Genomic DNA, 23,948 nt, shown 5'->3' on the forward strand with positions numbered 1-23,948 from the left:
AAGCTGGCCCAGCTGGCCCGCGGCCGCGAGTTCGAGCCCTTCGACCGCAGCCTGGACGTGCAGATTTCCCGGCTGCGCAAGATGCTGGAGCCGGACCCGTCGAACCCCCGCTACATCCAGACCGTCTGGGGCGTGGGCTACGTGTTCGTGCCCAGCGAAATGGTTTAAGAGTCATCAGTGGGAAGCGTGACGCTGCCTGACGCACCGCAAGGCGGCGCCCCCTCCGAACGCCCGGCCGAAACGCCAGAGGTGCGTGCGGCGCGCCGCGCCACGCGCAGCCGCAGCCAGCGCAGCAGCGGCAGCGCCAGCAGCAGCAAGAAGCGCCGGCCGCGCCGGCTCGGGCCGCTGAAGACGCCGCTGTCGCTGAACCTGTTCTGGCGCACCTTCGTGCTGCTGGCACTGCTGCTGTCCTTCGGCATCCTGGCCTGGGTGCAGACGCTGCGCCAGCTCGAATTCGAGCCGCGCGCGGTGCAGGCCGCGCAGCAGATCGGCAGCCTGGTCAACCTCTCGCGTGCTGCACTGCGCTACTCGGACGGCATTAACCGCATCGCCGTGGTCAAGACCATGCGCGAGGAAGAGGCGGTCAAGATCGTGCCGCGCGAGCCGGGCGACAAGTGGGAAGCCTTCGAGACCGACCGCTTCACCCGCCGAGTGGCCGACGACCTGCGCGCACGGCTCGGCCCCAGCACCGTGGTCGCCCGAACGGTCAACGGCATGCCTGCGCTGTGGGTCGGCTTCGAGATCGACGATGACCCGTACTGGATGCAGGCCGAATACGCCCGCGTCGAACCGCTGACGCCGGGCACCTGGGTGGTCTGGGTCAGCATTGCGCTGCTGGCCACGGTCTTTGGCTCGGTGGCGATTGCCCGGCTCATCAACCGGCCGCTGAAGGACCTGTCGTTCGCCGCCAGCCGCATCCGCGAAGGCGAATACGACTCGCGGCTGGACGAAAGCACCATCACCACCGAGATCCGGGCGGTCAACATCGGCTTCAACCGCATGGCGCGCGAACTGGCCAAGGTCGAGGAAGAGCGTGCGGTGATGCTGGCCGGCATTTCGCACGACCTGCGCACGCCGCTGGCCCGGCTGCGGCTGGAGGCCGAGATCAGCGTGGCCGACGACGAGGCCAGGCGCAACATGGCGCTGGACATCGACCAGCTCGACGCCATCATCGACAAGTTCATGGACTACGCCCGGCCGGACGATCCGCACCCGGTGCCGGTCGACCTAAGCAGCGTGATCGAACGCGAGGCCGCCGCCTTCCGCGACCAGTCGCAGATCCGCTTCTCGCTGCGCCTGCCGCCCACGCTGGGCGTGCTGGGCGACGACACCGAACTCGGCCGGGTGTTCGCCAACCTGTTCGAAAACGCGCGCCGCTACGGCCGCACGGTGGAGACCGGCGTGGCCAAGGTCAAGGTCAGCCACGTGCTGGCCGGCGACACGGTGATCATCACGGTGCGCGACTACGGCCAGGGTGTGCCGCCGGAGAAGCTGGACCAGCTGACCACGCCCTTCTTCCGAGGCGATGCCGCCCGCACCGCCGCCACCGGCGCCGGCCTGGGCCTGGCCATCGTCAAGAAGGCGCTGCAGCGCATCGATGCGTCACTGGAGTTGGCCAATGCCCGCGATGGCGGGCTGATGGCGCACATTCGCCTGCGCCGCGCCTGATCAGTTCGAGATCGCGGCCAGCAGGCAGACTGCGCGCGCCTCGATGGCGCGGCCTTCGCCCACCGGGCCCATCTTCTCGGCCGTCTTGGCTTTGACGTTGACGCGGCCGGGCTCGATGTCCAGCACTTCGGCAATGCGCACCACCATCGCGGCGATGTGTGGCGCCATCTTCGGCGCCTGGGCGACGATGGTGGTGTCCAGGTTCACCAACTGCCAGCCGGCGGCCCGCACGCGGCGGTAGGCCTCGGCCAGCAGCACGGCGGAGTCGGCGCCCTTGAATTCGACGGCGGTGTCGGGAAAGTGCTTGCCAATGTCGCCCAGCGCGGCGGCGCCCAGCAGCGCATCGGTGATCGCATGCAGCAGCGCGTCCGCATCTGAATGGCCCAGCAGGCCGTGCGTGTGCGGGATCGTGATGCCGCCCAGCACCAGCGGCCGGCCGGTGACGAGCTGGTGCGTGTCCCAGCCTTCTCCAACCCGAATGGCGGGCAGCGTCATGCCGGCGTCTCCATGCGCTGGGCAATGCGCCACAAGACGCCGCTGGGGTCGAACAGCACCATGTCGACCAGGCCCCATGGCCGCTGTTCAGGCGCCTCGACCCGCACCTGGTAGCGGCCGATGATGTCGTTCTGCTGCAGCGTGCGCCAGAAGGCGTCCAGGTCGTCCAGCGTCAGGTGCATCATGAAATTGGCGGCGTGCTGCGGCTCGTAGAAGTCCTGCAGCAGGAAACCCGTATCGCCCAGCTTGAAGCCGGCCAGGTTGCCGTGCGCGAACTCCTGCGTGAAGCCGATGTCGGCATAAAAGCGCTGCGACAGCTCGAAGTCCTTGGCGGGCACGAAGGCCCGCGCTTCGGGCCCCGGCTTGACCGAAGCCAGCAGCCGCTCGGCCAGCGCGAAGTCGCCCGGCCAGGTGACCTTGAAGTTCTCGTAGTCGCCACGCACCAGCAGCGGCTGGTGGCCCAGGGCTTCGACGGCGCTGGCTTCATCGGTGATCTGCGCCGGATCGGCGGCGGCCAGCGCCGGGGACAGCAGGCCCAGGCGGAACATCTGCGGCGTCTGCGCGGCCCATTTGCCGTCGCGCGGCACGGTGGCCTGCACGCGGCCGCGTGCTTCGGGATGCACGTCGCCGTCCATGTCGGCTTTCAGCGTGTCGGCCAGCGGCAGCGCCAGCAAGCCGCCCACTTCGTCGTCATGGCAATTGTCGATCAGCCGGTCCACCCATTCGGCGCGGATCAGGCAGCGCGCCGCGTCGTGCACCAGCACCCAGTCGTGCGGCTGCACGCCGCGCATCTTCAACTCGGCCAGGCCATTGGCCACGGTTTCTGCGCGGGTCGCACCGCCCACCTTGGCGGTCCACAGCCGGTCGCCGACCAGGCCAGGAAACTCGTCGTCGAACTGCTCGTCATCGGGCGCCAGCACCACCAGCGTGGCCTCGATGCGGGCCACGCCTGCCAAGGCGGCCAGCGTGTGGGCCACCAGTGGCCGCCCGGCGACCGGCTCGTATTGCTTGGGGTTATGGCTGCCGGCACGACGGCCGGCGCCCGCGCAGGGCACCAGCGCAAAGCAACGCGGCACGCTGCCGATGGTCATTGGATTCATGGGCCCGATTCTAGGGAAAGGCAACACAGGGAGGTCACCGGCCTGGCATGCCAATACAAGTGCACCCCGGGGCAGGCCTGGACAGGATGTGCTTCCGGCTGGCGGCCGCTTGTTGCGACTGGTTGCCATCGGCGGGCATTCCCTGAGGCGGCATGTCATTTCGGTACAAGTTCGCCACCGGCCCGGTGCCAAGAATCCGCTGCGTTCCCTCAACAAGATGCCCAACGAAGGAGACCCGAATGAACCGCTCCCTGATCCGCCAGACCCTGCGCTCGCTGCGCCTGCTCACGCTTGCCGGCAGCGCGCTGCTCGCCGCTCACGCCGCCCAGGCTCAGACCAGCTTCAGCATGACCTACACCAACGGCGCCAGCTACAACATTGCCGGCAAGGAACCCACGGCCTCGGGCAAATATCCGGTCTATGTGCACATCGGCGGCACCGGCGAGTCGTACAACAGTGCCTGGGCCAGCGCCGCGGTGAACGCCGCCGCGGCCAAAGGATTTGTCGCCGCCACGGTGCAGTACGACAACGCCAGCTTCGGCAACTGCAGCATCATCGGCGGCCGGGCCAAGGGCATCTTCGATGCGAACAGCGTCAACAGCGCCATCGCCAAGCTCTGCTCGCGTGCCAAGGCGGACTGCTCCAAAGGCGTGGTCACCGGCGGCCTCAGCCAGGGCTCCATCATCTCGGTGCTCTCGCGCAACTACGACTCACGGGTGCGCGCCTCCTTCGGCCAGGGCACCGGCTCGACCTACACCGCGGCCTACAACCTGTCGTCCTGCATTGCCGACGGCAATCACACGCAGACCGGCGACCGGCTGCGCATCATCAACGGCGAGCGCGACATGTTCGTCGGCGGCACAGAGGCCATCGCACGCTCGCAGGCCCAGCTCGTCACCGGGTTGACCTGCAGTGGCCAGCAGTCTTGTTTTCGCCAGAATGGCAGCGGCTGGTACATCGTGAAGGATTACGAAGTGTTGGACCTCTATGCCGACCATTGCTTCATGGGCTACGGCGGCCTGTACGGCACGCAGTGCAGCGGCCTGCTGGTGGACGCGGGCTACCAGAACGGCTCGGCCGCATGGCAGCTGAACGCCACGCTGAACTGGCTCAAGACCTTCGTCAACTGAGCAAGCTGCCCACGCATGGCCCTGCGCACTTCCTGCGGTCTGACCGCTGCAGCCCTCGCGGCTGCGGCGGGTGCAGGGCTGGCCTGGCTGTCTGGCGGCGAAGCCGCGCCCGAAGCGCCGCGCTTCGTGGTGGCTGCGCCGCGGCCGGTGCAGGCGGTCGCCCCGCAGGCCGCGGTGCCGCAGAAGCCTGCGCGCAGCGAAACACCGCCCTCGCCGGCTGCACCACGCGCACCGCAGCTCGGCGACATGCCCATCGAGCCCATTCGCCTCAGCGCCGTGCACCCGCAGACCGCTGCGCACTTCCTGCGTCAGGTCCGCGTGTTGCCGTCCGAGCGTGGCGGCTTCGAGGTCCAGGCGGTGGCACCCGAAACACTGTATGCCAGGCTGGGCCTGCGGCCGGGGGACCGGGTGTACACGCTGGACACCGAGTCCAACCTGGACGTGGACGAGAACTCCATGATCTCGCTGATGCTGGTCACCACGGTCGAGCTGGATGTTGTGCGGGACGGCCAGCCGCTGCGCCTGCGCCTGGCCTTGAACGAGGAGGACGCGCCCGATGGCGCGGCCGAGCCCTGAGGCAGCCGCGGCCGACCCGCCGCGTGGGCGCGCCCGGCTGATGGGCGACGCCATCCTGTACGCCGCGGCCGGCCTGGTCAGCGCCAGCCAGCGCCATGCCGCGACCATCGTGCTCGGACTTGGCAGCCAGCCGATGACCATCTGGACGCCGCGCGGCACCGTGCAAGGTGAACTGCTGGTGGTGCGACCGCTGGTGCGCAAGCGCCTGCTGGCCCGGCAGGTGCCGCTGGTGCTGATCGACCTGGAGCCCAATCATCCGCAGTACCGGGCCTTCCATGGCGTGAACCCCTGGCCGGGCGTTGCCACGCTGGACCTGGCCCGTCACGCCGAGTTCCGCCACCTTGCCCACGCCTTCTATCGCGGCGAACTGCACGGCGGCGAACTGGATCAGGCAGCACGCCGGGCCATTGAACGAGTGGCCGGCGAATTCCCACTGCCAGCGCCGTTGGACTTGCGGGTGCAGCAGATGATGGCGGTCATGGACGAGAACCCCTGCTGCGCGCTGGAGGACGTGGCGCGCGCGGTAGGGTTGTCGCCTCACCGGGCCTCGCAGCTTTTTTCGCAGGCGCTGGGCCTGCCGCTGCGGCGCTACAGCCTGTCCAACAAGATCCGCCGCGCAGCGCAGTTCATGGGCAGTGGCAGGCGCCTGACCGACGTGGCGCTGGAGGCCGGCTTTGTCGACTCGGCGCATTTCGCCAAGGTCTGGACCCAGACCTACGGCGCGCCGCCCTCGCACTTCTTCCCGGCGCAGCGCACCGCCATGGACGACCAGGGCCTGCCGGACTGGATCGATTGGCATCTGGCCCGGCGCCCGCCGGGCCTGGAACCCTTGCCCCTGCCCGACCGGGGGCCGACAGCGAAGATCGCAGCGCTTCCCTAGAATCGGGCGCTTGAACGCCACGGCTGCAGTCGCACCCGGGGCGCTTTGCTTTTTTCGCACCATGCAACTGCCTGTCATCGCCCCCGGGAAACGATTCACCCTGCCCCGCCCTCCCGGCTCGGCCGACGCACTGCTGCTGGCCCGCGTGGCCCAGGCCCGCGCCGCCGAAGGCCGGCGCCTGGGCATCGTCACCGCGGACCCCAGCGACGCCCAGCGCCTGGCCGACGAGCTGCCGTTTTTTGCGCCCGGCCTGCGCGTGGCCGTGTTTCCCGACTGGGAAACCCTGCCCTACGACACCTTCAGCCCGCACCAGGACCTGATCTCCGAGCGGCTGGCCACGCTGTGGCGCATCCACCGCGGCGAGGTCGACGTGGTGCTGCTGCCGGCCACCACCGCGCTGACGCGGCTGGCGCCGCCCTCTTTCCTCGCCGCCACCACCTTCCAGTTCAAGCAGAAGGAAAAGCTGGACGAAGCCGGGCTGAAGCGCCAACTCACGCTGGCCGGTTACGACCATGTCAGCCAGGTCGTGTCGCCCGGCGAATACGCCGTGCGCGGCGGCCTGATCGACCTGTTCCCGATGGGCTCGCTGGTGCCGTACCGGGTGGACCTGTTCGACAACGAGATCGACTCGATCCGCACCTTCGACCCGGACAGCCAGCGCAGCCTGTACCCGGTGCCCGGCGTGGAGCTGCTGCCCGGCCGCGAGTTCCCGATGGACGAGGCGGCCCGCACGCTGTTTCGCCAGCGCTGGCGTGAACTGCTGGAAGGCGACCCGACCAAGTCGCGCATCTACAAGGACATTGCGCAAGGCATTGCCACCGCCGGCATCGAGTACTACCTGCCGCTGTTCTTCGAAGAAACCGCGACCATCTTCGACTACCTCGACGGCGGCTCTCCGGCTGCATTGGTCCTGCACGGCGAGGTGGACGAGGCGCTGCAGCGCTTCTGGACCGACACGCGCGACCGCCACCGTTTCCTGCAGCACGACCCGGACCGGCCCATCCTCGCGCCCGAAACCATCTTCCTGAAGGTGGACGACTTTTTCGCGCTGGCCGGCGCGCACGCCACGCTGGTGATGCGTGGCACCGAGCCGGTCGAATGGGCCCGGCCGTTGCCCGACGTGAGCGCCGACCGCGGCGCCACCGACCCGCTGGCCGCGCTGGAAAAACACATTGCCAGCACGCCACACCGCGTGTTGCTGGTGGCGGAGAGCGACGGACGGCGCGAGAGCCTGCTGGAACTGTTGCGCGACCAGCGCATCGACGTGCCGGCCGTCGCCACGCTTGCCGAATTCGAAGCCGGCAGCGAGAAGGTGGCCATCACTGCGGCGCCACTGGCTGCGGGCTTCTTCTGGCACGAGCCAGGCGATGGCAAGGCCATCCAGTTCCTGACCGAGACCGAGCTGTTCGCCAGCGCGCCCACCACGCGCCGCCGCCGCAAGCAGGAGCAGACCAGCAACGTCGACGCGCTGATCAAGGACCTGTCCGAGCTGAAGATCGGCGACCCGGTGGTGCACTCGGCGCACGGCATCGGCCGCTACCTGGGTCTGATCCACATCGACCTGGGCGAGGGCCCGAGCGAATTCCTGCACCTGGAATACGCCGACAAGGCCACGCTCTACGTGCCCGTCTCGCAGCTGCACCTGATCAGCCGCTACACCGGCGTGTCGGCCGAAGAGGCGCCGCTGCACAAGCTGGGCTCGGCCCAGTGGGACAAGGCCAAGCGCAAGGCCGCCGAGCAGGTGCGCGACACCGCGGCCGAATTGCTGAACCTCTATGCGCTGCGCGCCGCCCGCGAAGGCATGGCGCACCGCTTCTCGCCGCATGACTACGAAGCCTTCGCCGCCAGCTTCGGCTTCGAGGAAACTGCAGACCAGCGCGCGGCCATCCACGCGGTGATCCAGGACATGGTCAGCCCCAAGCCGATGGACCGCCTGGTTTGCGGCGACGTGGGTTTTGGCAAGACCGAAGTCGCACTGCGCGCGGCCTTTGTCTCAGTGATCGGCGGCAAGCAGGTCGCCTTGCTGGCGCCCACGACGCTGCTGGCCGAACAGCATTACCAGACCATCGTCGACCGCTTCGGCAAGTGGCCGGTGAAGGTGGCAGAACTGAGTCGCTTCCGCACCGCCAAGGAGATCAAGGTGGCGCTGGAGGGCATCGAGAACGGCACCATCGACATCGTCGTCGGCACCCACAAGCTGTTCAGCAAGGACGTGAAATTCAAGCGCCTGGGGCTGCTGGTGATCGACGAGGAGCACCGTTTCGGCGTGCGCCACAAGGAAGCCATCAAGGCCATGCGCGCCGAGGTGGACGTGCTGACACTGACCGCCACGCCCATCCCGCGCACGCTGGGCATGGCGCTCGAAGGCCTGCGCGACCTGAGCGTGATCGCCACCGCGCCGCAGCGGCGCCTGGCCATCAAGACCTTCGTGCGCAACGAAGGCAAGAGCACCATCCGCGAGGCGGTGCTGCGCGAACTCAAGCGCGGCGGCCAGGTCTATTTCCTGCACAACGAGGTGGAGACGATCGAGAACCGGCGCCAGGCGCTGGAGCAGCTGATTCCCGAGGCCCGCATTGCGGTCGCGCACGGCCAGATGCCCGAGCGCGAACTGGAGCGCGTGATGCGCGAGTTCACCAGCCAGCGCCACAACGTGCTGCTGTGCTCGACCATCATCGAAACCGGCATCGACGTGCCTTCGGCCAACACCATCGTCATCAGCCGGGCCGACAAGTTCGGCCTGGCCCAGCTGCACCAGCTGCGCGGCCGCGTGGGCCGCAGCCACCACCAGGCCTACGCCTACCTGCTGGTGCCGGACGTCGAAGGCCTGACCAAGCAGGCCGCGCAGCGCCTGGAAGCCATCCAGGAGATGGAAGAGCTGGGCTCGGGCTTCTACCTGGCCATGCACGACCTGGAGATCCGCGGCGCCGGCGAGGTGCTGGGCGACAACCAGAGCGGCAACATGATGGAGGTCGGCTTCCAGCTCTACAACGAGATGCTGAACGAAGCCGTGCGGGCGCTGAAGAACAACGAGGTGCCGGACCTGCTGAGCCCGCAGAGCGCCGTGTTCGGCGCGACCACCGAGATCAACCTGCACAGCCCCGCGCTGCTGCCGGACGCCTACTGCGGCGACGTGCACACGCGGCTGAACCTCTACAAGCGCCTGGCCAGCGCCGAGAAGGCCGACCAGCTGGACCGCCTGCTCGAAGAGGTGACCGACCGTTTCGGCAAGCTGCCAGCACAGGGCCAGACCCTGTTCGACACCCACCGGCTGCGGCTGCTGGCCAAGCCTTACGGCGTGCTGAAGATCGACGCCAGCCCGAAGCTGATGAACATCACCTTCCGCCCCAACCCGCCGGTGGACGGCATGAAGATCATCGAGCTGGTGCAGAAGAACCGGCACATCAAGCTGGTGGGCAACGACAAGCTGCGCATCGACCGCGAGCTGACTGAAGCAGGCGACCGGGCGCAGTACATGCGCGAGCTGCTGCGCCAACTGGGCACGCCGACGCCACAGCCGCGCTGAGCGGATCGGTCAGCCGGCTCAGCCAGGCGTGTCCGGCGTGCCCCGCACGCTGGTCTGGATGCCTGGGTCCGGCGCGGCAGGCGCCGGCGCATCGCGCAGCACCATCGACGGTGCGCGCCAGATCGGCTGGCCGGCCTCGCGCAGCTCACGCAGCACGGTGTAGAGCAGCGCGCTGCGGGTCTTGTAGGCGGCGCGTGGCGAGCTGACGAAGCCGGTGGCATTGAAGACCAGGCTGCCGTCGGCAATCGCGTCCAGGAACACGCTGGGCGCAGGCTGCTCCAGCACGTCGGGATGTTCGGTGAAGGCGGCGAGCAGCAGCTCGGTGACCTTGTCCGGGTCGGTGCTGGACAGCGGCATTGGCAGCTTGATCTGCACCAGGCCCAGCGGGCTGTGGCGCGTCACGTTGCGCACCACCTTCGTGATGAACTCGGAGTTCGGCACGATCAAGGTCGAGCGGTCCCCCATCTCGATCTCGGTCGCGCGCACGCTGATGCGCCGGATGTCGCCCTCCACGCCGCCCAGTGCCACCCAGTCGCCCACCTTGACCGGCTGCTCGGCCAGCAGGATCAGGCCGGAGACGAAGTTCGACACCACCGCCTGCAAGCCGAAGCCGATGCCCACAGACAAGGCACTGGCGATCCAGGCCACCTTCTCCAGCGCCAGGCCCACGGCCGACAGCGACAACGCGATGGCGATGACCGTGCCGATGAAGCCCAGCAACGTGGTCACCGAGGTGCGCATGCCGGCGTCCATTGAGGTCGTCGGCAGGAATTCCTCCATCGTCCAGCGCTTGAGTGCGCGCAGCACGGTGGAGGCCAGCAGGAAGACCAGCACGGCCTGCAACACTGCTGTCGGCCTCAACTGCAGCTCACCGATGGTGATGCCCATCACCAGCTGATCGGTGCGCTTGAACAGCTCACGCGGGCCTTCGCCAAACGGCGCCAGCACCAGCACCAGGGCCACCAGCACGATGGTCAGCCGCAACGCCGCCGAGAGCAGCAGTGCCACCTGCTGGCGGCGCCCGCCGGCAGCAGCCAAGCGCTCGCTGGCCGGGTCACCGCAATCGTCAGCTTCGGCTTCGGCCTGCTGCCTGGCAGCCACAGGCACCAGCCAGTCATTGGCTGCATCGTCGATCACCGCGGTGATCACATAGGCGCTCAGCGCCAGGATCAGCACCCAGGCGACCTGGCGCACGACAAAAGCCCCCAGGGCCACATAGCCCATCAGCATGCCGGCCAGGCTCAGCACCAGCAGCAGCCACAGCGCGGCAACGCAGAAGGTCAGCCACAGCGGCTTGGGCGGTGCCGCGCCTTCCGGCTCACCCGCCAGGCCAGCGACCGCCAGCCGGTGCAGCCGGCCGCCGCGGCTCAGCGCGCTGGCCATCAGCAGGCCGAGCAGCAGCGCGTAGCCGGTGTTGATCGCGACCACGGTGGCCAGGTCCGACTGCGCCAGGCCGGCCACCTGCTGCGCCAGCCAGCCGAAGAAGGTGATCAGGCCCAGCAGCAGCGGATAGGCGCGCAAGCCACGGGCGACCGTGTCCGACAGCGGGAGCATGCGCCAGGAGCTGCGCTTGGGCGACAGCACCGCCTGGCTGATGCCCGTGATGTAGGCCGAGAAACAGCTCGCGCCCACCAGGCTGCCGAAGAGGGCATGCAGGCTGGCGCTGCCGCCTGGGCCGGTGTCCAGCAGCACGGTCACGGCAAAAGCCAGCGTGCCGGGCACCAGCATCGCCAACAGCGCATAGGCCAGCGCGAACGACGAGCGCCGCACCCGGCCGCGCGGCACATGCTCGACCTCGAAGCGCGTCAGCACGCGCATCAACCACAGCCGCAGCACCACGGCGCCGGCCACCAGCAACAGCAGCACCAGCATGGTCCAGACCGGTGTCACGGCGGCCACCGCGGCCACTTGGGCCAGCACGCCGCGCAGCCGGTTGCCGTCACGTGCCAGGCTGGTGCCCAGGTCCTGCCAATAGGCGTGGGAAAGCAGCGAATCCGTGCGCTCGAAGAGATGGGCCTGGAAGCGGGTGCGCGCCAGGTCAGCGGCCTTGTCGCCCAGCTGTTCGCTTTCGACCGCCAGCAACCGTGCGAGCTTCACGCGTGCGTCCAGCTCCGAGACGGATTGCTCGACGCTGCGGCGCTGCTTGGCCACGTCCGGCGCCTCGCCGCCTTCGGCCGGCACGGGGCCCAGTTCGGCCAGCCGCGCCTGTGCGCTTGCGAGCTCGGGCGCTTGGTCGATGGCCACCTGCGCGGCGCTTTGCTGCAGGGTCAGCAGGCTCTTGCGCAGGCCGGTGAGTTCGCCGTCGGCCAGCTTCTCGGCGTCCAACTGGCGCGAGATCTTGTCCAGCGCCGCACGCGTGGCGTCCAGCGAGGTGTCGACGTCCTGCGTCGGCCCCTGCGCGTGAACCCAGCCGGCGGCCAGCAATGCACCGCACAACACGAACAAGCCCAGCATGCCGGCCCAGCCACGCCCGGCCACCAGGGCCTGCCATCGGTTCTTCAAATCTTCACTCCTGCGGCGCGCTGGTGCGCGCGTCTCCCAAAACACGGTGCCGGATAATGCCGGGCCGCGGCCCATCCGGCTGTCGGACCAGACCTCAAATTCAACCATGACCGCCACCGAAGTCGCTCCCGGATTGTTGCTGCGTGCCGGCACCCAGCCCTCTTTTGCCCTGGCCGACTACCGGCTCGCGGCTTTCGACATGGACTCCACGCTGATCAACATCGAGTGCGTGGACGAGATTGCCGCGGCGGTCGGCCGCAAAGCCGAAGTGGCCGCCATCACCGAGGCCGCGATGCGTGGCGAGATCGCCGACTACAAGGCCAGCCTGCGCCAGCGCGTCGCGCTGTTGAAGGGCGTGACACGTGGCGACCTGCAGCGCGTGCTGGACGAGCGCTTGCAGCTCAACCCCGGCGTGGCGAGCTTCGTGGCGGCGCTGCAGGCCGCCGGCCTGCGCACGCTGCTGGTTTCCGGCGGTTTCACCTTTTTCTCCAGCGTGGTGCGCGGCAAGTTGAAGCTGGACTTCGCCCGGGCCAACGTGCTGGAGATGGATGGCGAGCAACTCACCGGCCGCATGGTTGACCAGCCGTGGGGCGACATCGTCGATGGCGAGCAGAAGCGCCGCACCGTGCTGGACGTGTGCGACCTGATGGGCATCGCCCCGTCGCAAGCCATCGCCGTGGGCGACGGCGCGAACGACCTGCCGATGATGGAAGCCGTCGGCCTGTCGGTGGCCTTCCATGCCAAGCCCGCGGTGCGCGAACGTGCGGTGCTGAGCCTGACGGAAGGTGGCATGGACAGGCTGCTGCAAGTGCTGCGCTGAGGGTTCGCCCCGTTCGGTCTGAGCCTCAGGGCGAACGGATAGAGATGCTCAGCTGGTCAGCTGGGCCCACGTTTTCTCCAGCCTTTTTGCCGACACTGGCTGCGGCGTGCGCAGCTCCTGGGCGAACAGGCTGATGCGCAGTTCTTCCAGCTGCCAGCGGAAGTCATCGAAGCGTGCGTCGGCCTGGCCTTTCAGCTCGGCCAGGCGGCGCGTGTAGCGCTGTTCCAGCGGGCGCAGTTCGGCCAGGCGCTGGCTGTCGCGGGCGGGGTCTGCACGCAACTTGTCCAGCCGCATCACGATGCCCTTCAGGTAGCGGCTGAAGTGCTGCAACTGCGGGTAAGGCGTGACGGCCACGAAGCGCTTGGGCATCAGGCGCTGCAGCTGGCCGGCAATGTCGTCTGCCACTTCCTTGGGCGCGCGGGCGTCCTTCAGCTTGCGCAAGGCGCCGGCATAGTCGATCAGGATGCTGCCGGCCAGGCGGGCCACCTCCTGCGCGATCAGGTTCAGCCGGGTGCGGCCGGTCTCCAGGCGCTGGTTGAAGGCCTGCGCGTTCTGCGGCAGCGGGTCCTGCAGGAAGGCGCGCTCCAGCGCCACGTCGATGATCTGCGCCTTCAGTTCATCGGCGGTGCCCAGCGGCATGTAGGCCACGGCCATCTGCGTCAGGTCCGGGATGTTTTTCTCCAGGTACTTCAGCGGTTCCTTGAGCTGCAGGCCGACCAGCCGGCGCAGGCCTGCGCGGTGCTTCGCGGCGGCCACATCCGGCTCGTCGAAGACCTCGATCTCGACGTGCGTGACTTTGTCGATCAGCGCAGGAAAGCCGATCAGCGTCTGGCCAGCCTTGCGAATTTCCATCAGCTCGGGCAGCTCGCCGAAGGTCCAGCTGGTGTGTCTGGCAGGTGCCGTGTCGGCTGGCGGCGCAGGCGGGGCCTTGATGCCCGCCACCACGGCCTTGCCGCCCGAGGGCGTGCTGATGTTTTGCGGGGTCTGCGCCTGCGGCGCGGGGGCCGGTGCGGCGCTCAGCTTCAGCGAGGCCAGGGCCTGGAACGCGGAGCGCGCCTGGCCACCCAGCTCGGCCTTCAGCGTGGCGAGCTGGCGGCCCATGCCGAGCTGGCGGCCGTGTTCGTCCACCACGCGGAAGTTCATGAACAGGTGCGGCGCGAGCTGCTCGAGCTTGAAGTCGTTGCGCTGCACGGCAATCTGGCTGCGGTCGCGCACGGCCTTCAGCAGCACGTCCACCAGGTTGCCCTGCGCAAACGGCGCCGTGGCGCAGAACTCCGCCACGAACTCCGGCAGCGGCACCAGGCGCGAGCGCGGCCGCTGGTGCAGGCTCTTGACCAGCGCCAGCACCTTGGCTTCCAGCATGCCGGGCACCAGCCATTCGCAACGCTCTTCGCTCACCTGGTTCAGCGCGTAGATCGGCACGCTGACGGTCACGCCGTCCTTCGGGTCCTGCGGCTGGTGCAGGTAGGTGGCGGCGCAGTCCACGCCGCCCATGCGCAGCGTCTTCGGGAAAGCGTTGGTGGTGATGCCTGCCGCCTCGTGGCGCATCAGCTCTTCGCGCGTGAGGCGCAGCAGCTCGGGCTGCCCGCGCTGGGCCTCGCGGAACCAGCGCTCGAAGCTGTGGCCGCTGACGATGTCGTCAGGCAGCTGCGCGTCGTAATAGGCGTAGATCAGCTCGTCGTCAACCAGCACGTCCTGCCGGCGCGACTTGTGCTCCAGCTCCTCGACCTGCGCGATCATCTTGCGGTTGTGCGCAAGGAAGGGCAGCTTGCTGTCCCACTCGCCGTTCACCAGCGCTTCGCGGATGAAGATCTCGCGTGCCAACCGCGGGTCCACATTGCCGAAGTTCACGCGGCGATTGCTGTAGACGACGATGCCGTAGAGCGTGGCGCGCTCCAGCGCGATGACCTCGGCCGCTTTCTTCTCCCAGTGCGGCTCCAGCAGCTGGACTTTGAGCAGGTGACCGGCGATCTGCGGGATCCACTGCGGCTCGATGTTGGCGAGACCTCGGCCGAACAGCCGCGTGGTTTCGACCAGCTCGGCCGCGACGATCCAGCGGCCCGGCTTCTTGCTCAGGTGCGCGCCCGGATGGCGCCAGAACTTGATGCCGCGCGCACCGAGGTAGCACTCGTCGTCCTCCGCCTTCAGGCCGATGTTGCCCAAGAGGCCCGCCATCATCGCCAGGTGCAGCTGCTCGTAGGTGGCGGGGCTGCCGTTGATGCGCCAGCCCTGCTCTGCCACGACGGTGTGCAGCTGCGAGTGGATGTCGCGCCACTCGCGCACGCGGCGCGGGTTGACGAAACTGTCGCGCAGGCGCTGCTCCTGCTGGCGGTTGCTGAGCTTGTGTGAATCGAGCTGCTGGCCGGCCTGCGCCTGCGCGGCATGGCCGTGCTGGCCACGGCCTTCCTCGATCCATTTCCACAGCTTCAGGTAGCCCATGAACTCCGACTTTTCGTCGTCGAACTTCTTGTGCTTTTCGTCGGCCGCCTGCTGCGCTTCCAGCGGCCGGTCGCGCACGTCCTGCACGCTGAGCGCAGACGCAATGATGAGCACCTCGCTCAGCGCTTCGCGCGAGCGCGCTTCCAGGATCATGCGGCCCACGCGCGGGTCCAGCGGCAGGCGCGAGAGCTCCTGGCCGATGCGTGTCAGCACGTTGGCATCGTCGACCGCGCCCAGCTCGCCCAGCAGCGCGTAGCCGTCGGCAATCGCCTTCTTCGGCGGCGCTTCGAGGAAAGGGAAATCTTCCACGTCGCCCAGGCGCAGCCCCTTCATGCGCAGGATCACGCCGGCCAGCGAGGAGCGCAGGATTTCGGGGTCGGTGAAGCGCGGGCGCTCGTTGAAATCCTTCTCGTCGTAGAGCCGGATGCAGGTGCCGTTGGCCACCCGGCCGCAACGGCCAGCGCGCTGGTTGGCCGCCGCCTGGCTGATGGACTCCACCTGCAGCTGCTCGACCTTGTTGCGGTAGCTGTAGCGCTTCACGCGCGCCTGGCCGGAGTCAATCACGTAGCGGATACCGGGCACCGTCAACGAGGTTTCGGCCACGTTGGTGGCCAGCACGATGCGGTGGCCATTGCCGCTTTCGAAGACACGGTCCTGCTCGGCCTGCGACAGGCGGGCGAACAGCGGCAGGATGTCGGCGTCCCGGTGCAGCGGCTGGTGAGACAGGTGCTTGCGCAAATGGTCCGCCGCCTCGCGGATCTCGCGCTCGCCCGGCAGGAAGACCAGGATGTCGCCACGGGCCTCGCGCCACAGCTCGTCGACCGCGTCGGCGATCGCGTCGTTGAGGTCGAAATCCTTCTTCTCCTCGAAGGGGCGCCAGCGCTGCTCGACTGGAAACGTCCGGCCACTGACCATGATGGTCGGCGCCGGGCCGTGGATCGATTCGAAGTGCCTGGCGAAGCGGTCCGCGTCGATGGTCGCCGAGGTCACGACGATCTTCAGGTCCGGCCGGCGCGGCAGGATCTGGCGCAGGTAGCCGAGCAGGAAGTCGATGTTGAGGCTGCGCTCGTGGGCCTCGTCGATGATCAGCGTGTCGTAGGCCTTGAGCAGCGGGTCGGTCTGCGTCTCGGCGAGCAGGATGCCGTCCGTCATCAGCTTGACGGATGCACCGGGTTGCAGCCGGTCCTGGAAGCGGACCTTGTAGCCGACCACTTCGCCCAGCGGCGAATTCAGCTCCTCGGCAATGCGCTTGGCCACCGAACTGGCGGCAATGCGGCGCGGCTGGGTGTGGCCGATCAGGCCCTTGCCGCCAGCTCCCAGGCCACGGCCGAGCTCCATCGCGATCTTCGGCAGCTGCGTGGTCTTGCCCGAGCCGGTCTCGCCGCAGACGATGATCACCTGATGCTGCTGCAGCGCGCGCGCAATCTCCTCGCGCCTGCCGGAAACCGGCAGCGATTCGGGATAGCGGATGGGCGGCACAGGATTGGCCGGGCGCGGCGGACGGGCTTCGCGCGGCGGCCGCGGTTCACGTGGCCCACGAGTGTCACGCGGTCCACTGCGCTCGGTGCGGGGCGGACGCGGCGGCCTGGCGTCGGGTGCGACGGCGATGTCCGCCGCGGAGGTGGCGGGCGCGTCGGCGGGCGGATTGGGAGGGGAGGCTTGTCGATTCACGAGGCACGGATTATCCCGCGCCGGGCAAGTCCGGTCCTGCGAACCCGTCGTGTCCTTGTCGACGCGCCACCGAGCAAGCCCTTTCAATGGACGGCGACGACAGCTGCGGCACAATCCGCCCCGTGATGGATCTTGTCTTTCCCCATACCTTCGTGCCCTGGTTTCGCTCGGTGGCGCCCCATATCCATGCTTATCGCGGCAAGACTTTTGTCGTTGGCATGACCGGGGAGCTGATTGCGGCGGGGAAACTCAATTTTTTTGCGCAGGACATGGCCATCCTGCAGGCCATGGGCGTGCGGCTGGTGCTGGTGCACGGCTTCAGGCCGCAGGTCAATGAGCAACTGGCCGCCAAAGGCCATGCCTCGGTGTTCTCACACGGCATGCGCGTGACCGACAGCGTGGCGCTGGATTGCGCGCAGGAGGCCGCCGGCCAATTGCGCTTTGAAATCGAGGCCGCGTTTTCCCAGGGCTTGCCAAATACCCCGATGGCGAATTCCACCGTGCGGGTGGTGTCGGGCAATTTCCTCACTGCACGGCCGGTCGGCATCGTCGACGGCGTGGATTTCATCCACAGCGGCGTGGTGCGCAAAGTGGACGCCGCTTCGATCCGGCGGGCAATCGACATTGGCGCGATGGTGCTGCTCTCGCCGTTTGGTTTTTCGCCCACCGGCGAGGCCTTCAATCTGTCGATGGAAGACGTGGCCACGCAGACTGCGATTGCACTGCGGGCCGACAAGCTGCTTTTCATGACCGAGATTCCCGGCATTCGCGAGCAAATCAGCGACCCGGACAGCGCGATCGACACCGAACTCTCGCTGGCCGAAGCCGAGCGCCTGCTGACCGCCTTGCCAGCCCCGATGCAGCCCACCGACACGGCGTTTTACCTGCAGCATTGCGTGAATGCCTGCCACGGCGGCGTGGAGCGCTCGCACATCCTGCCGTTTGCCACCGATGGCGCGCTGCTGATGGAGGTATTCACCCACGATGGCATTGGCACCATGGTGGTCGATGAAAAACTTGAAAGCCTGCGCGAAGCCGGATCCGACGACGTGGGCGGCATCCTGCAGTTGATCGAACCTTTCGAGCGCGACGGCACGCTGGTCAAACGCGACCGGACCGAAATCGAACGCGACATTACCAACTACACGGTGATCGAACACGACGGCGTGATTTTCGGTTGTGCCGCTTTGTATCCCTACCCCGAGGCACGCACCGGGGAAATGGCGGCGCTGACGGTTTCGCCGCAGGTGCAAGGCCAGGGCGATGGCGACAAGATTCTCAAGCGCGTGGAACAGCGTGCGCGGCTGATGGGCATGGACACCATCTTCGTGCTGACCACGCGCACCATGCACTGGTTCATCAAGCGCGGTTTTGTCCAGGTTGATCCCGATTGGCTGCCCGAGGCCCGCAAACGCAAATACAACTGGGACCGTCGCTCCCAGGTCATGATCAAGAAGCTGGGCTGAAGCCCGGCATTCCGGGGCCGCCGGCCCCTTTGAGAACCCGAACCCGATACGAGAGCAATACCATGGCACGCATCATCCAGTGCAGCTACCTGAAGAAAGAGGCCGAAGGGCTGGACTTCCCCGTCTACCCGGGCGAGCTGGGCAAGCGCATCTACGAGAACATCAGCAAGGAAGCGTTTGACCAATGGAAGCGCCACCAGACCATGCTGGTGAATGAAAACCGCCTGAACCTGGCCGATGCACGCGCCCGCCAGTACCTCGCGCGGCAGATGGAGCAGTTCCTGTTTGGCGGCGGCGCCGAACAACCTGCGGGCTATGTGCCGCCCAGCGAGTGAGGGCAGCCACTAACCCGGGTCTTTTCCGACATCGGTATTGGCATATCGGGCTTTTTTCGCGGTCGTGGGAATCAGTGACAGTTTTGTGAGCTTGCTTGCGGAACCTTTCGCTGACCTCGGTTATCATTCGCTTGCCCTCCGGGTTCATTGATTGGAGATAACCGAATGACCACGATCCAGGAACTGCTGGCGCAGAAAGCAGCGCTCGAGAAGCAAATTGCTGAAGCGCAGCGCGCCGCCAAGTCCGATGCCATTGCCAAGGTCAAGTCGCTGATGAGCGAATATGGCCTGACCGCCGCCGATCTGGCTGGCAAGGCGCCTGCAGCCCCCAAGAGCGAAGGCACCAAGAAAGTGGCCGCGAAATACCGCGACCCGGCCACTGGCCAAAGCTGGACCGGCCGTGGCCTGAAGCCCAAGTGGCTGCAGGCCGCACTGGCTTCCGGCAAGTCGCTCGGCGACTTTGCTGTTTAAGCTGGACGGCTCCTCGGTTTAAGCGGCCGAGCACGCGGTTTGAGTACCGCAGGTTCGCCCGGACCTTCCAGTTGAAATTCGCCAGCATTCAGGGGGACGCCGTCAGCGGCGGTGCATGGCAGTAAACAATCGGCAAATCGGCCGCCAGCCGGTCCGGCGAACATTTCTTCAGGCAATAACGCGCTTTCCATCGCTTTGCCTCACCACAGGGCAGCCTCGGCTGCCCTGCTGCTTTTTCTGGCGCAGCTTTTTGGGTCGCGCCTGGGCATTGCCCTAGACTTCCGCTGTGATCCCACCAGGTTTTATCCAAGAGTTGCTGTCGCGCGTGGACGTGGTCGAGGTGGTCGGCCGCCATGTCGAACTGAAGAAGGCCGGCATCAACCACAAGGGCTTGTGCCCTTTCCACGGCGAGAAGTCGCCCAGCTTCATCGTCAGCCCGTCTCGCCAGACCTACCACTGCTTCGGCTGCGGCGTGCATGGCGACGCGATCCGCTTCCTGACCGAACACCACGGCATGAGTTTTGTCGAAGCCGTGCAGGACCTGGCACAGCAAACCGGCCTGCAGGTGCCGGAAGACGAGCGCAGCGAAGCCGACCGCGCCGCTGCGGCCGAGCAGCGCCAGCGCCAGACCACCCTGACCGACGTGCTGGCCAAGGCGGCGCAGCACTACCGCCAGCAGCTGAAGTCCAGCCCGCGCGCCATCGACTACCTGAAACGCCGCGGCCTGACCGGCGAGGTCGCCCAGCGCTTCGGCCTGGGCTATGCGCCGGAAGGCTGGCGCCCGCTGGCCAGTGCCTTTCCGCGCTACGACGATCCGCTGCTGGCCGAGTCCGGCATGGTCATCGTGCAAGGCGCGGACGAAGGCAAGAGCGAGGCCGACCAGAAGCGCTATGACCGCTTCCGCGACCGCATCATGTTTCCCATCCGCAACGTCAAGGGCGAAACCATCGCCTTCGGCGGCCGGGTGCTGGACAAGGGCGAACCCAAGTACCTGAACTCGCCCGAGACGCCAGTCTTCGTGAAGGGCCGCGAGTTGTACGGGCTGTACGAGTCGCGCACGGGCCTGCGGGAAAAGGGCTACGCGCTGGTCACCGAAGGCTACATGGACGTGGTGGCACTGGCGCAGCTGGGCTTTCCCAATGCGGTGGCCACGTTGGGCACGGCCTGCACCGCGGAACACGTGCACAAGCTGCTGCGCTTCACCGAACAGGTGGTGTTCAGCTTCGACGGCGACGCCGCCGGCCGGGCGCTGGAAGCCGCGCTGCCACATGCCACCGACACGCGCAGTTTCCGCTTCCTGTTCCTGCCCGCCGAGCACGACCCGGACAGCTATGTGCGTGCCCATGGCCAGCAAGCTTTCGAAGCCCAGGTGCGGGACGCCGTGCCGCTGTCGCGCCAGTTGCTGGAACATGCCGCGATCGACTGCGCGCTGGACACAGCCGAGGGCCGGGCACGCATGCTGGCCCAGGCCCGCCCGCTGTGGCAGGCTTTGCCCGACGGCGCACTGAAGCTGCAGTTGCTCAGCGAACTGGCCCGCCAGGGCGGCCTGCCGGCGGAGGAACTGTCCGGACTGTGGGGCCAGGGCCAGGGCAGTTCACGTGGACGCTCGAGCAATGCCCAGTCCAGCAGCGGCTCACCGGCGGAGGTGGACGATCCTTTTGACGATGGCACGCCGCCCGGCGAGCGCTACGCCAGCCGCAGCAAGTACGGCAGCGGTGAGCCGGCCTGGCGCAAGCGGCCTTTCAACCGCGACCGCACCGGCCAGGCGGAAGGCCCGCCGGCGGTGCGGGGCCGCAGGCCGGCGCCGAAGCGGCCGGAAGACCGGGTGCTGCAAATGCTGTTTGGCCAGCCGCAATGGTGGGACAGCCTGCCCGGCAACGAACACGATTTCCTGCATGCGCTGCCGGCCCCGCACGGTGAGCTGATCGCCTGGCTGGAGCGCGACCTGGCCGAGCACGGCCCGCGTTCCTGGGCGGTGCTGCGTGAAGCCCTGGCCACCGACGAGGCACTGCCCGAAGCCAGCCGCCAGCTGGCAGACGGCGACGCCGACCCTGGCGCCACGCTGGACGATTTCCGTCGCGCACTGGATGTGCTGCTGGAACGCGACCTGGCGCAGCAGATGAAGCAGTTGCTGGCCCAGGCCGGTGCCGACCCGGCCGCGCTGCAGCAATACCGGGAGCTGGACCGCCAGTGGCGGGAAGTGAAGCGCCGCCAGGCGGCCGCACCAAAGGACGAAACCTAGGCTGGCCCGGCAGCGGGCGCCTGCGCATGGCGCGCCAGTGCGCGAAAAAGCCACAGAAATCCCTGCGCATTTCAAGGCATTGGCTTGCTTAAAAATAGTGCATCTGGGTAAAATCCGTTTTTCAGCGGCAAGAGTGACAGCAGCACTGCCGGCATGGACCACCCGCATGGATAACCCATGCCATGGGTAGAACGCACTTCAAGTTCTCAAGGCCGGTCTCCTCCCTCCGCCAGCGCTGCACGCAAAAATGTCATGTCCAAGCGAACTTGCCCGCCGGAATGAGCTGACTGGTTTGCGCCCACTGATTGCGCTGCCTTTGCTTGTGATGTGTCGATACCGTCGCCACATGATGCGCAAGGCAGTCAGCAGGTTTTCAGTTCTCCATTGCCTGCTTCTGCTGCGGCGCGTTTGTGCGTTGCCGCTGCCGCACGTCGGCGAGGCAGTATCAGGAGCCTGAAAGCACTGCCCCTCACGACTGTTTCCCCAAGGTTCCCTCAAGGATCTGCATGACCGCCAAGAAGACCGCCGCCACCAAGACCGTCAAGGCCGCCGCCGATGCGGAAGACACCAAGCCGACCAAGACCAAAGCGGCAGCCAAGACCGCCACGGCCACGGCGGAAGACGGCAAGGCCAAGCGTGGCCGCAAGCCGAAGGCGGAAACCCCGGCCAAGAAGGAAGCAGTCGAGGAAGTTGAAGACGACCTGAGCGACATCGAGGCCGAGCTGGAAGGCGAAGTCGAAGCCGAGGTGGTCGAAAGCTCCGAAGTCGTCGAGGAAACCGAAGACAAGCCCAAGGCCAAGCCGCTGCGCATGAAGGTCAGCCGCGCCAAGGAGCGCGCGCTGATGCGGGAATTCGGCCTGGACGAAACCGCGCTGACCGAAGAGGAAGTCGCCAAGCGCCGCCAGGAGCTGAAGACCCTCATCAAGATGGGCAAGACGCGTGGCTATCTCACGCACCAGGAAATCAACGACCACTTGCCCGAGAAGCTGGTCAATGAGGAAATCCTCGAAGCCATCATCTCGATGCTCAACGACATGGGCATCGCGGTCTATGAGCAGGCGCCCGATGCGGCCACGCTGCTGATCGCCGGTGGCGCGACCTCAACCGCCACCGAGGAAGAAGCCGAAGAGGCCGCCGAAGCCGCACTGTCCACCGTGGACAGCGAATTCGGCCGCACGACCGACCCGGTGCGCACGTACATGCGCGAAATGGGCTCGGTCGAACTGCTGACCCGGGAAGGCGAAATCGAGATCGCCAAGCGCATCGAGGGTGGCCTCCAGGCCATGATGCTGGCCATCTCGGCCTCGCCGACGACCATCGCCGAGATCCTGGCAATGGCCGACAAGATTGCCGCCGGGGACATGCAGATCTCCGACGTGGTGGACGGCTTCGTTGCCAAGGACGAGGCCGACGACTACGTGGCCGAAGAAGACTTCGACGAGTTCGACGAAGAGGACGACGACGACGGCAATGGCGGCTCCAAGGCGCTGACCAAGAAGCTGGAAGAGTTGAAGAATGCGGCACTGACCAAGTTCGGCGACCTGCGCACGAACTTCGACAAGATGCGCAAGTCCTTCGAGAAGGAAGGCTACAAGTCCCAGCCGTACAGCAAGGCACAGCTGGCCATCAGCGAAAACCTGATGACCATCCGCTTCACGGTGAAGACCATCGAGAAGCTGTGCGACATCCTGCGTTCGCAGGTGGATGACGTGCGCCGCTACGAGCGCGAGATCCGCAAGATCGTGGTGGACAAGTGCGGCATGCCGCAGGAACACTTCATCAAGACCTTCCCGCCGAACTCCCTGAACCTGAAGTGGGCCGAGAAGGAAATTGCCGCGGCCAAGCCCTTCAGCGCCATCCTGAGCCGCAACCTGCCCGCCGTGCAGGAACTGCAGCAGAAGTTGATTGACCTGCAGGCCCGTGCCGTGGTGCCGGTGGATGACCTGAAGGACATCAACCGCCGCATGAACGAGGGCGAGAAGGCCTCGCGCGATGCGAAGAAGGAAATGATCGAGGCCAACCTGCGCCTGGTGATCTCGATCGCAAAGAAGTACACCAATCGCGGCCTGCAGTTCCTGGACCTGATCCAGGAAGGCAACATCGGCCTGATGAAGGCGGTGGACAAGTTCGAATACCGCCGCGGCTACAAGTTCTCGACCTACGCCACCTGGTGGATCCGTCAGGCCATCACCCGTTCGATCGCCGACCAGGCGCGCACCATCCGCATCCCGGTGCACATGATCGAGACGATCAACAAGATGAACCGCCTGTCGCGCCAGCACTTGCAGGAATTCGGCTTCGAGCCGGACGCCCCGACGCTGGCCGAGAAGATGGAGATGCCCGAGGACAAGATCCGCAAGATCATGAAGATCGCCAAGGAGCCGATCTCCATGGAAACGCCGATCGGTGACGACGACGACAGCCATCTGGGCGACTTCATCGAGGACACCAACAACACCGCGCCGATCGAGGCCGCGATGCAGGCCGGCCTGCGCGACGTGGTGAAGGACATCCTCGACAGCCTGACGCCGCGCGAAGCCAAGGTGCTTCGCATGCGTTTCGGCATTGAAATGTCCACCGACCACACGCTGGAAGAAGTGGGCAAGCAGTTCGACGTGACGCGCGAACGC

Annotated in this window: 16 protein-coding genes; 12 read left to right on the forward strand and 4 right to left on the reverse strand. The window is 67.0% G+C overall.

Annotated elements, in window-relative coordinates:
• Nucleotides 1-168 (forward strand): winged helix-turn-helix domain-containing protein (locus ACAH41_RS20155; RefSeq protein WP_370538438.1); only part of this gene is annotated, 168 nt, incomplete at its 5' end.
• A 177-nt stretch (nt 169-345) separates the two neighbouring features.
• Nucleotides 346-1,668: an ATP-binding protein gene (locus ACAH41_RS20160; protein WP_370538439.1), complete on the forward strand. Its 1,323-nt coding sequence runs from the start codon at nt 346-348 to the stop codon at nt 1,666-1,668.
• Here ACAH41_RS20160 and ispF read toward each other — a convergent pair whose 3' ends face one another.
• Nucleotides 1,669-2,163 carry a 2-C-methyl-D-erythritol 2,4-cyclodiphosphate synthase gene (gene ispF / locus ACAH41_RS20165; protein WP_325652357.1) on the reverse strand — a complete coding sequence of 165 codons (495 nt, stop codon included), beginning with the start codon at nt 2,161-2,163 and terminating at the stop codon, nt 1,669-1,671. It abuts the gene before it with no gap.
• Nucleotides 2,160-3,263, reverse strand: a complete 1,104-nt coding sequence (ispD, locus tag ACAH41_RS20170; RefSeq protein ID WP_325652359.1) for a 2-C-methyl-D-erythritol 4-phosphate cytidylyltransferase — start codon at nt 3,261-3,263, stop codon at nt 2,160-2,162. The genes ispF and ispD overlap by 4 nt, the downstream gene beginning before the upstream one ends.
• Nucleotides 3,264-3,502: 239 nt before the next feature.
• Here ispD and ACAH41_RS20175 point away from each other — a divergent pair, with 239 nt between their 5' ends.
• The 4 genes from ACAH41_RS20175 (at nt 3,503) to mfd (ending at nt 9,372) form a co-directional block, all read left to right on the forward strand.
• The gene (locus ACAH41_RS20175; protein WP_325652360.1) at nt 3,503-4,393 is read left to right on the forward strand and encodes a hypothetical protein; all 891 of its coding nucleotides are present in this window, start codon (nt 3,503-3,505) and stop codon (nt 4,391-4,393) included.
• A gap of 15 nt (nt 4,394-4,408) precedes the next feature.
• Entirely contained in the window at nt 4,409-4,969 is a 561-nt protein-coding gene (locus tag ACAH41_RS20180) for a hypothetical protein (protein WP_325652361.1), read from the forward strand.
• A complete protein-coding gene (locus tag ACAH41_RS20185; RefSeq protein ID WP_325652363.1) occupies nt 4,950-5,849 on the forward strand; it encodes a helix-turn-helix transcriptional regulator in 900 nt (299 codons plus the stop codon). The genes ACAH41_RS20180 and ACAH41_RS20185 overlap by 20 nt, the downstream gene beginning before the upstream one ends.
• Nucleotides 5,850-5,910: 61 nt before the next feature.
• The gene (gene mfd / locus ACAH41_RS20190) at nt 5,911-9,372 is read left to right on the forward strand and encodes a transcription-repair coupling factor (RefSeq protein ID WP_325652365.1); all 3,462 of its coding nucleotides are present in this window, start codon (nt 5,911-5,913) and stop codon (nt 9,370-9,372) included.
• An 18-nt stretch (nt 9,373-9,390) separates the two neighbouring features.
• Here the strand turns inward: mfd and ACAH41_RS20195 are convergent, their stop codons facing one another.
• Nucleotides 9,391-11,874 (reverse strand): DUF3772 domain-containing protein, encoded by a 2,484-nt coding sequence (locus ACAH41_RS20195; protein WP_325652366.1) that lies wholly within the window; start codon nt 11,872-11,874, stop codon nt 9,391-9,393.
• A 106-nt stretch (nt 11,875-11,980) separates the two neighbouring features.
• On the opposite strand from ACAH41_RS20195, the gene serB reads away from it, so the two are divergent.
• The gene (gene serB / locus ACAH41_RS20200; protein ID WP_325652368.1) at nt 11,981-12,694 is read left to right on the forward strand and encodes a phosphoserine phosphatase SerB; all 714 of its coding nucleotides are present in this window, start codon (nt 11,981-11,983) and stop codon (nt 12,692-12,694) included.
• Between the two features lie 48 nt (nt 12,695-12,742).
• On the opposite strand, the gene hrpA is transcribed toward serB, so the two are convergent.
• Nucleotides 12,743-16,603 (reverse strand): ATP-dependent RNA helicase HrpA, encoded by a 3,861-nt coding sequence (gene hrpA / locus ACAH41_RS20205; protein ID WP_370538440.1) that lies wholly within the window; start codon nt 16,601-16,603, stop codon nt 12,743-12,745.
• Nucleotides 16,604-16,929: 326 nt separating this feature from the next.
• Between hrpA and argA the strand changes: the two genes are divergently transcribed.
• The 5 genes from argA to rpoD form a co-directional block, all read left to right on the forward strand.
• Nucleotides 16,930-18,270 carry an amino-acid N-acetyltransferase gene (gene argA / locus ACAH41_RS20210; RefSeq protein WP_325652430.1) on the forward strand — a complete coding sequence of 447 codons (1,341 nt, stop codon included), beginning with the start codon at nt 16,930-16,932 and terminating at the stop codon, nt 18,268-18,270.
• A gap of 62 nt (nt 18,271-18,332) precedes the next feature.
• Nucleotides 18,333-18,605, forward strand: coding sequence for an oxidative damage protection protein (locus tag ACAH41_RS20215; protein ID WP_325652371.1), 273 nt, complete (start codon nt 18,333-18,335; stop codon nt 18,603-18,605).
• A gap of 165 nt (nt 18,606-18,770) precedes the next feature.
• On the forward strand, nt 18,771-19,076 hold the full coding sequence (locus tag ACAH41_RS20220; RefSeq protein WP_325652373.1) for an H-NS histone family protein: 306 nt from the start codon (nt 18,771-18,773) through the stop codon (nt 19,074-19,076).
• Between the two features lie 286 nt (nt 19,077-19,362).
• Nucleotides 19,363-21,318 (forward strand): DNA primase, encoded by a 1,956-nt coding sequence (dnaG, locus tag ACAH41_RS20225; protein WP_370538436.1) that lies wholly within the window; start codon nt 19,363-19,365, stop codon nt 21,316-21,318.
• 506 nt (nt 21,319-21,824) lie between these two features.
• A partial coding sequence (rpoD, locus tag ACAH41_RS20230) for an RNA polymerase sigma factor RpoD (RefSeq protein WP_370538437.1) occupies nt 21,825-23,948 on the forward strand: 2,124 nt, incomplete at its 3' end.

It is taken from the genome of Ideonella sp. (assembly GCF_041287625.1).
GTDB lineage: Bacteria > Pseudomonadota > Gammaproteobacteria > Burkholderiales > Burkholderiaceae_C > Ideonella.

What these genes read in the sequence shown, in the direction of transcription:
- ispF (WP_325652357.1), bottom strand. Translation starts at nt 2,163, where the DNA reads ATGACGCTGCCCGCCATTCGGGTTGGAGAAGGCTGGGACACGCACCAG.
- ispD (WP_325652359.1), bottom strand. Translation starts at nt 3,263, where the DNA reads ATGAATCCAATGACCATCGGCAGCGTGCCGCGTTGCTTTGCGCTGGTG.
- ACAH41_RS20175 (WP_325652360.1), top strand. Translation starts at nt 3,503, where the DNA reads ATGAACCGCTCCCTGATCCGCCAGACCCTGCGCTCGCTGCGCCTGCTC.
- ACAH41_RS20180 (WP_325652361.1), top strand. Translation starts at nt 4,409, where the DNA reads ATGGCCCTGCGCACTTCCTGCGGTCTGACCGCTGCAGCCCTCGCGGCT.
- ACAH41_RS20185 (WP_325652363.1), top strand. Translation starts at nt 4,950, where the DNA reads ATGGCGCGGCCGAGCCCTGAGGCAGCCGCGGCCGACCCGCCGCGTGGG.
- mfd (WP_325652365.1), top strand. Translation starts at nt 5,911, where the DNA reads ATGCAACTGCCTGTCATCGCCCCCGGGAAACGATTCACCCTGCCCCGC.
- serB (WP_325652368.1), top strand. Translation starts at nt 11,981, where the DNA reads ATGACCGCCACCGAAGTCGCTCCCGGATTGTTGCTGCGTGCCGGCACC.
- argA (WP_325652430.1), top strand. Translation starts at nt 16,930, where the DNA reads ATGGATCTTGTCTTTCCCCATACCTTCGTGCCCTGGTTTCGCTCGGTG.
- ACAH41_RS20215 (WP_325652371.1), top strand. Translation starts at nt 18,333, where the DNA reads ATGGCACGCATCATCCAGTGCAGCTACCTGAAGAAAGAGGCCGAAGGG.
- ACAH41_RS20220 (WP_325652373.1), top strand. Translation starts at nt 18,771, where the DNA reads ATGACCACGATCCAGGAACTGCTGGCGCAGAAAGCAGCGCTCGAGAAG.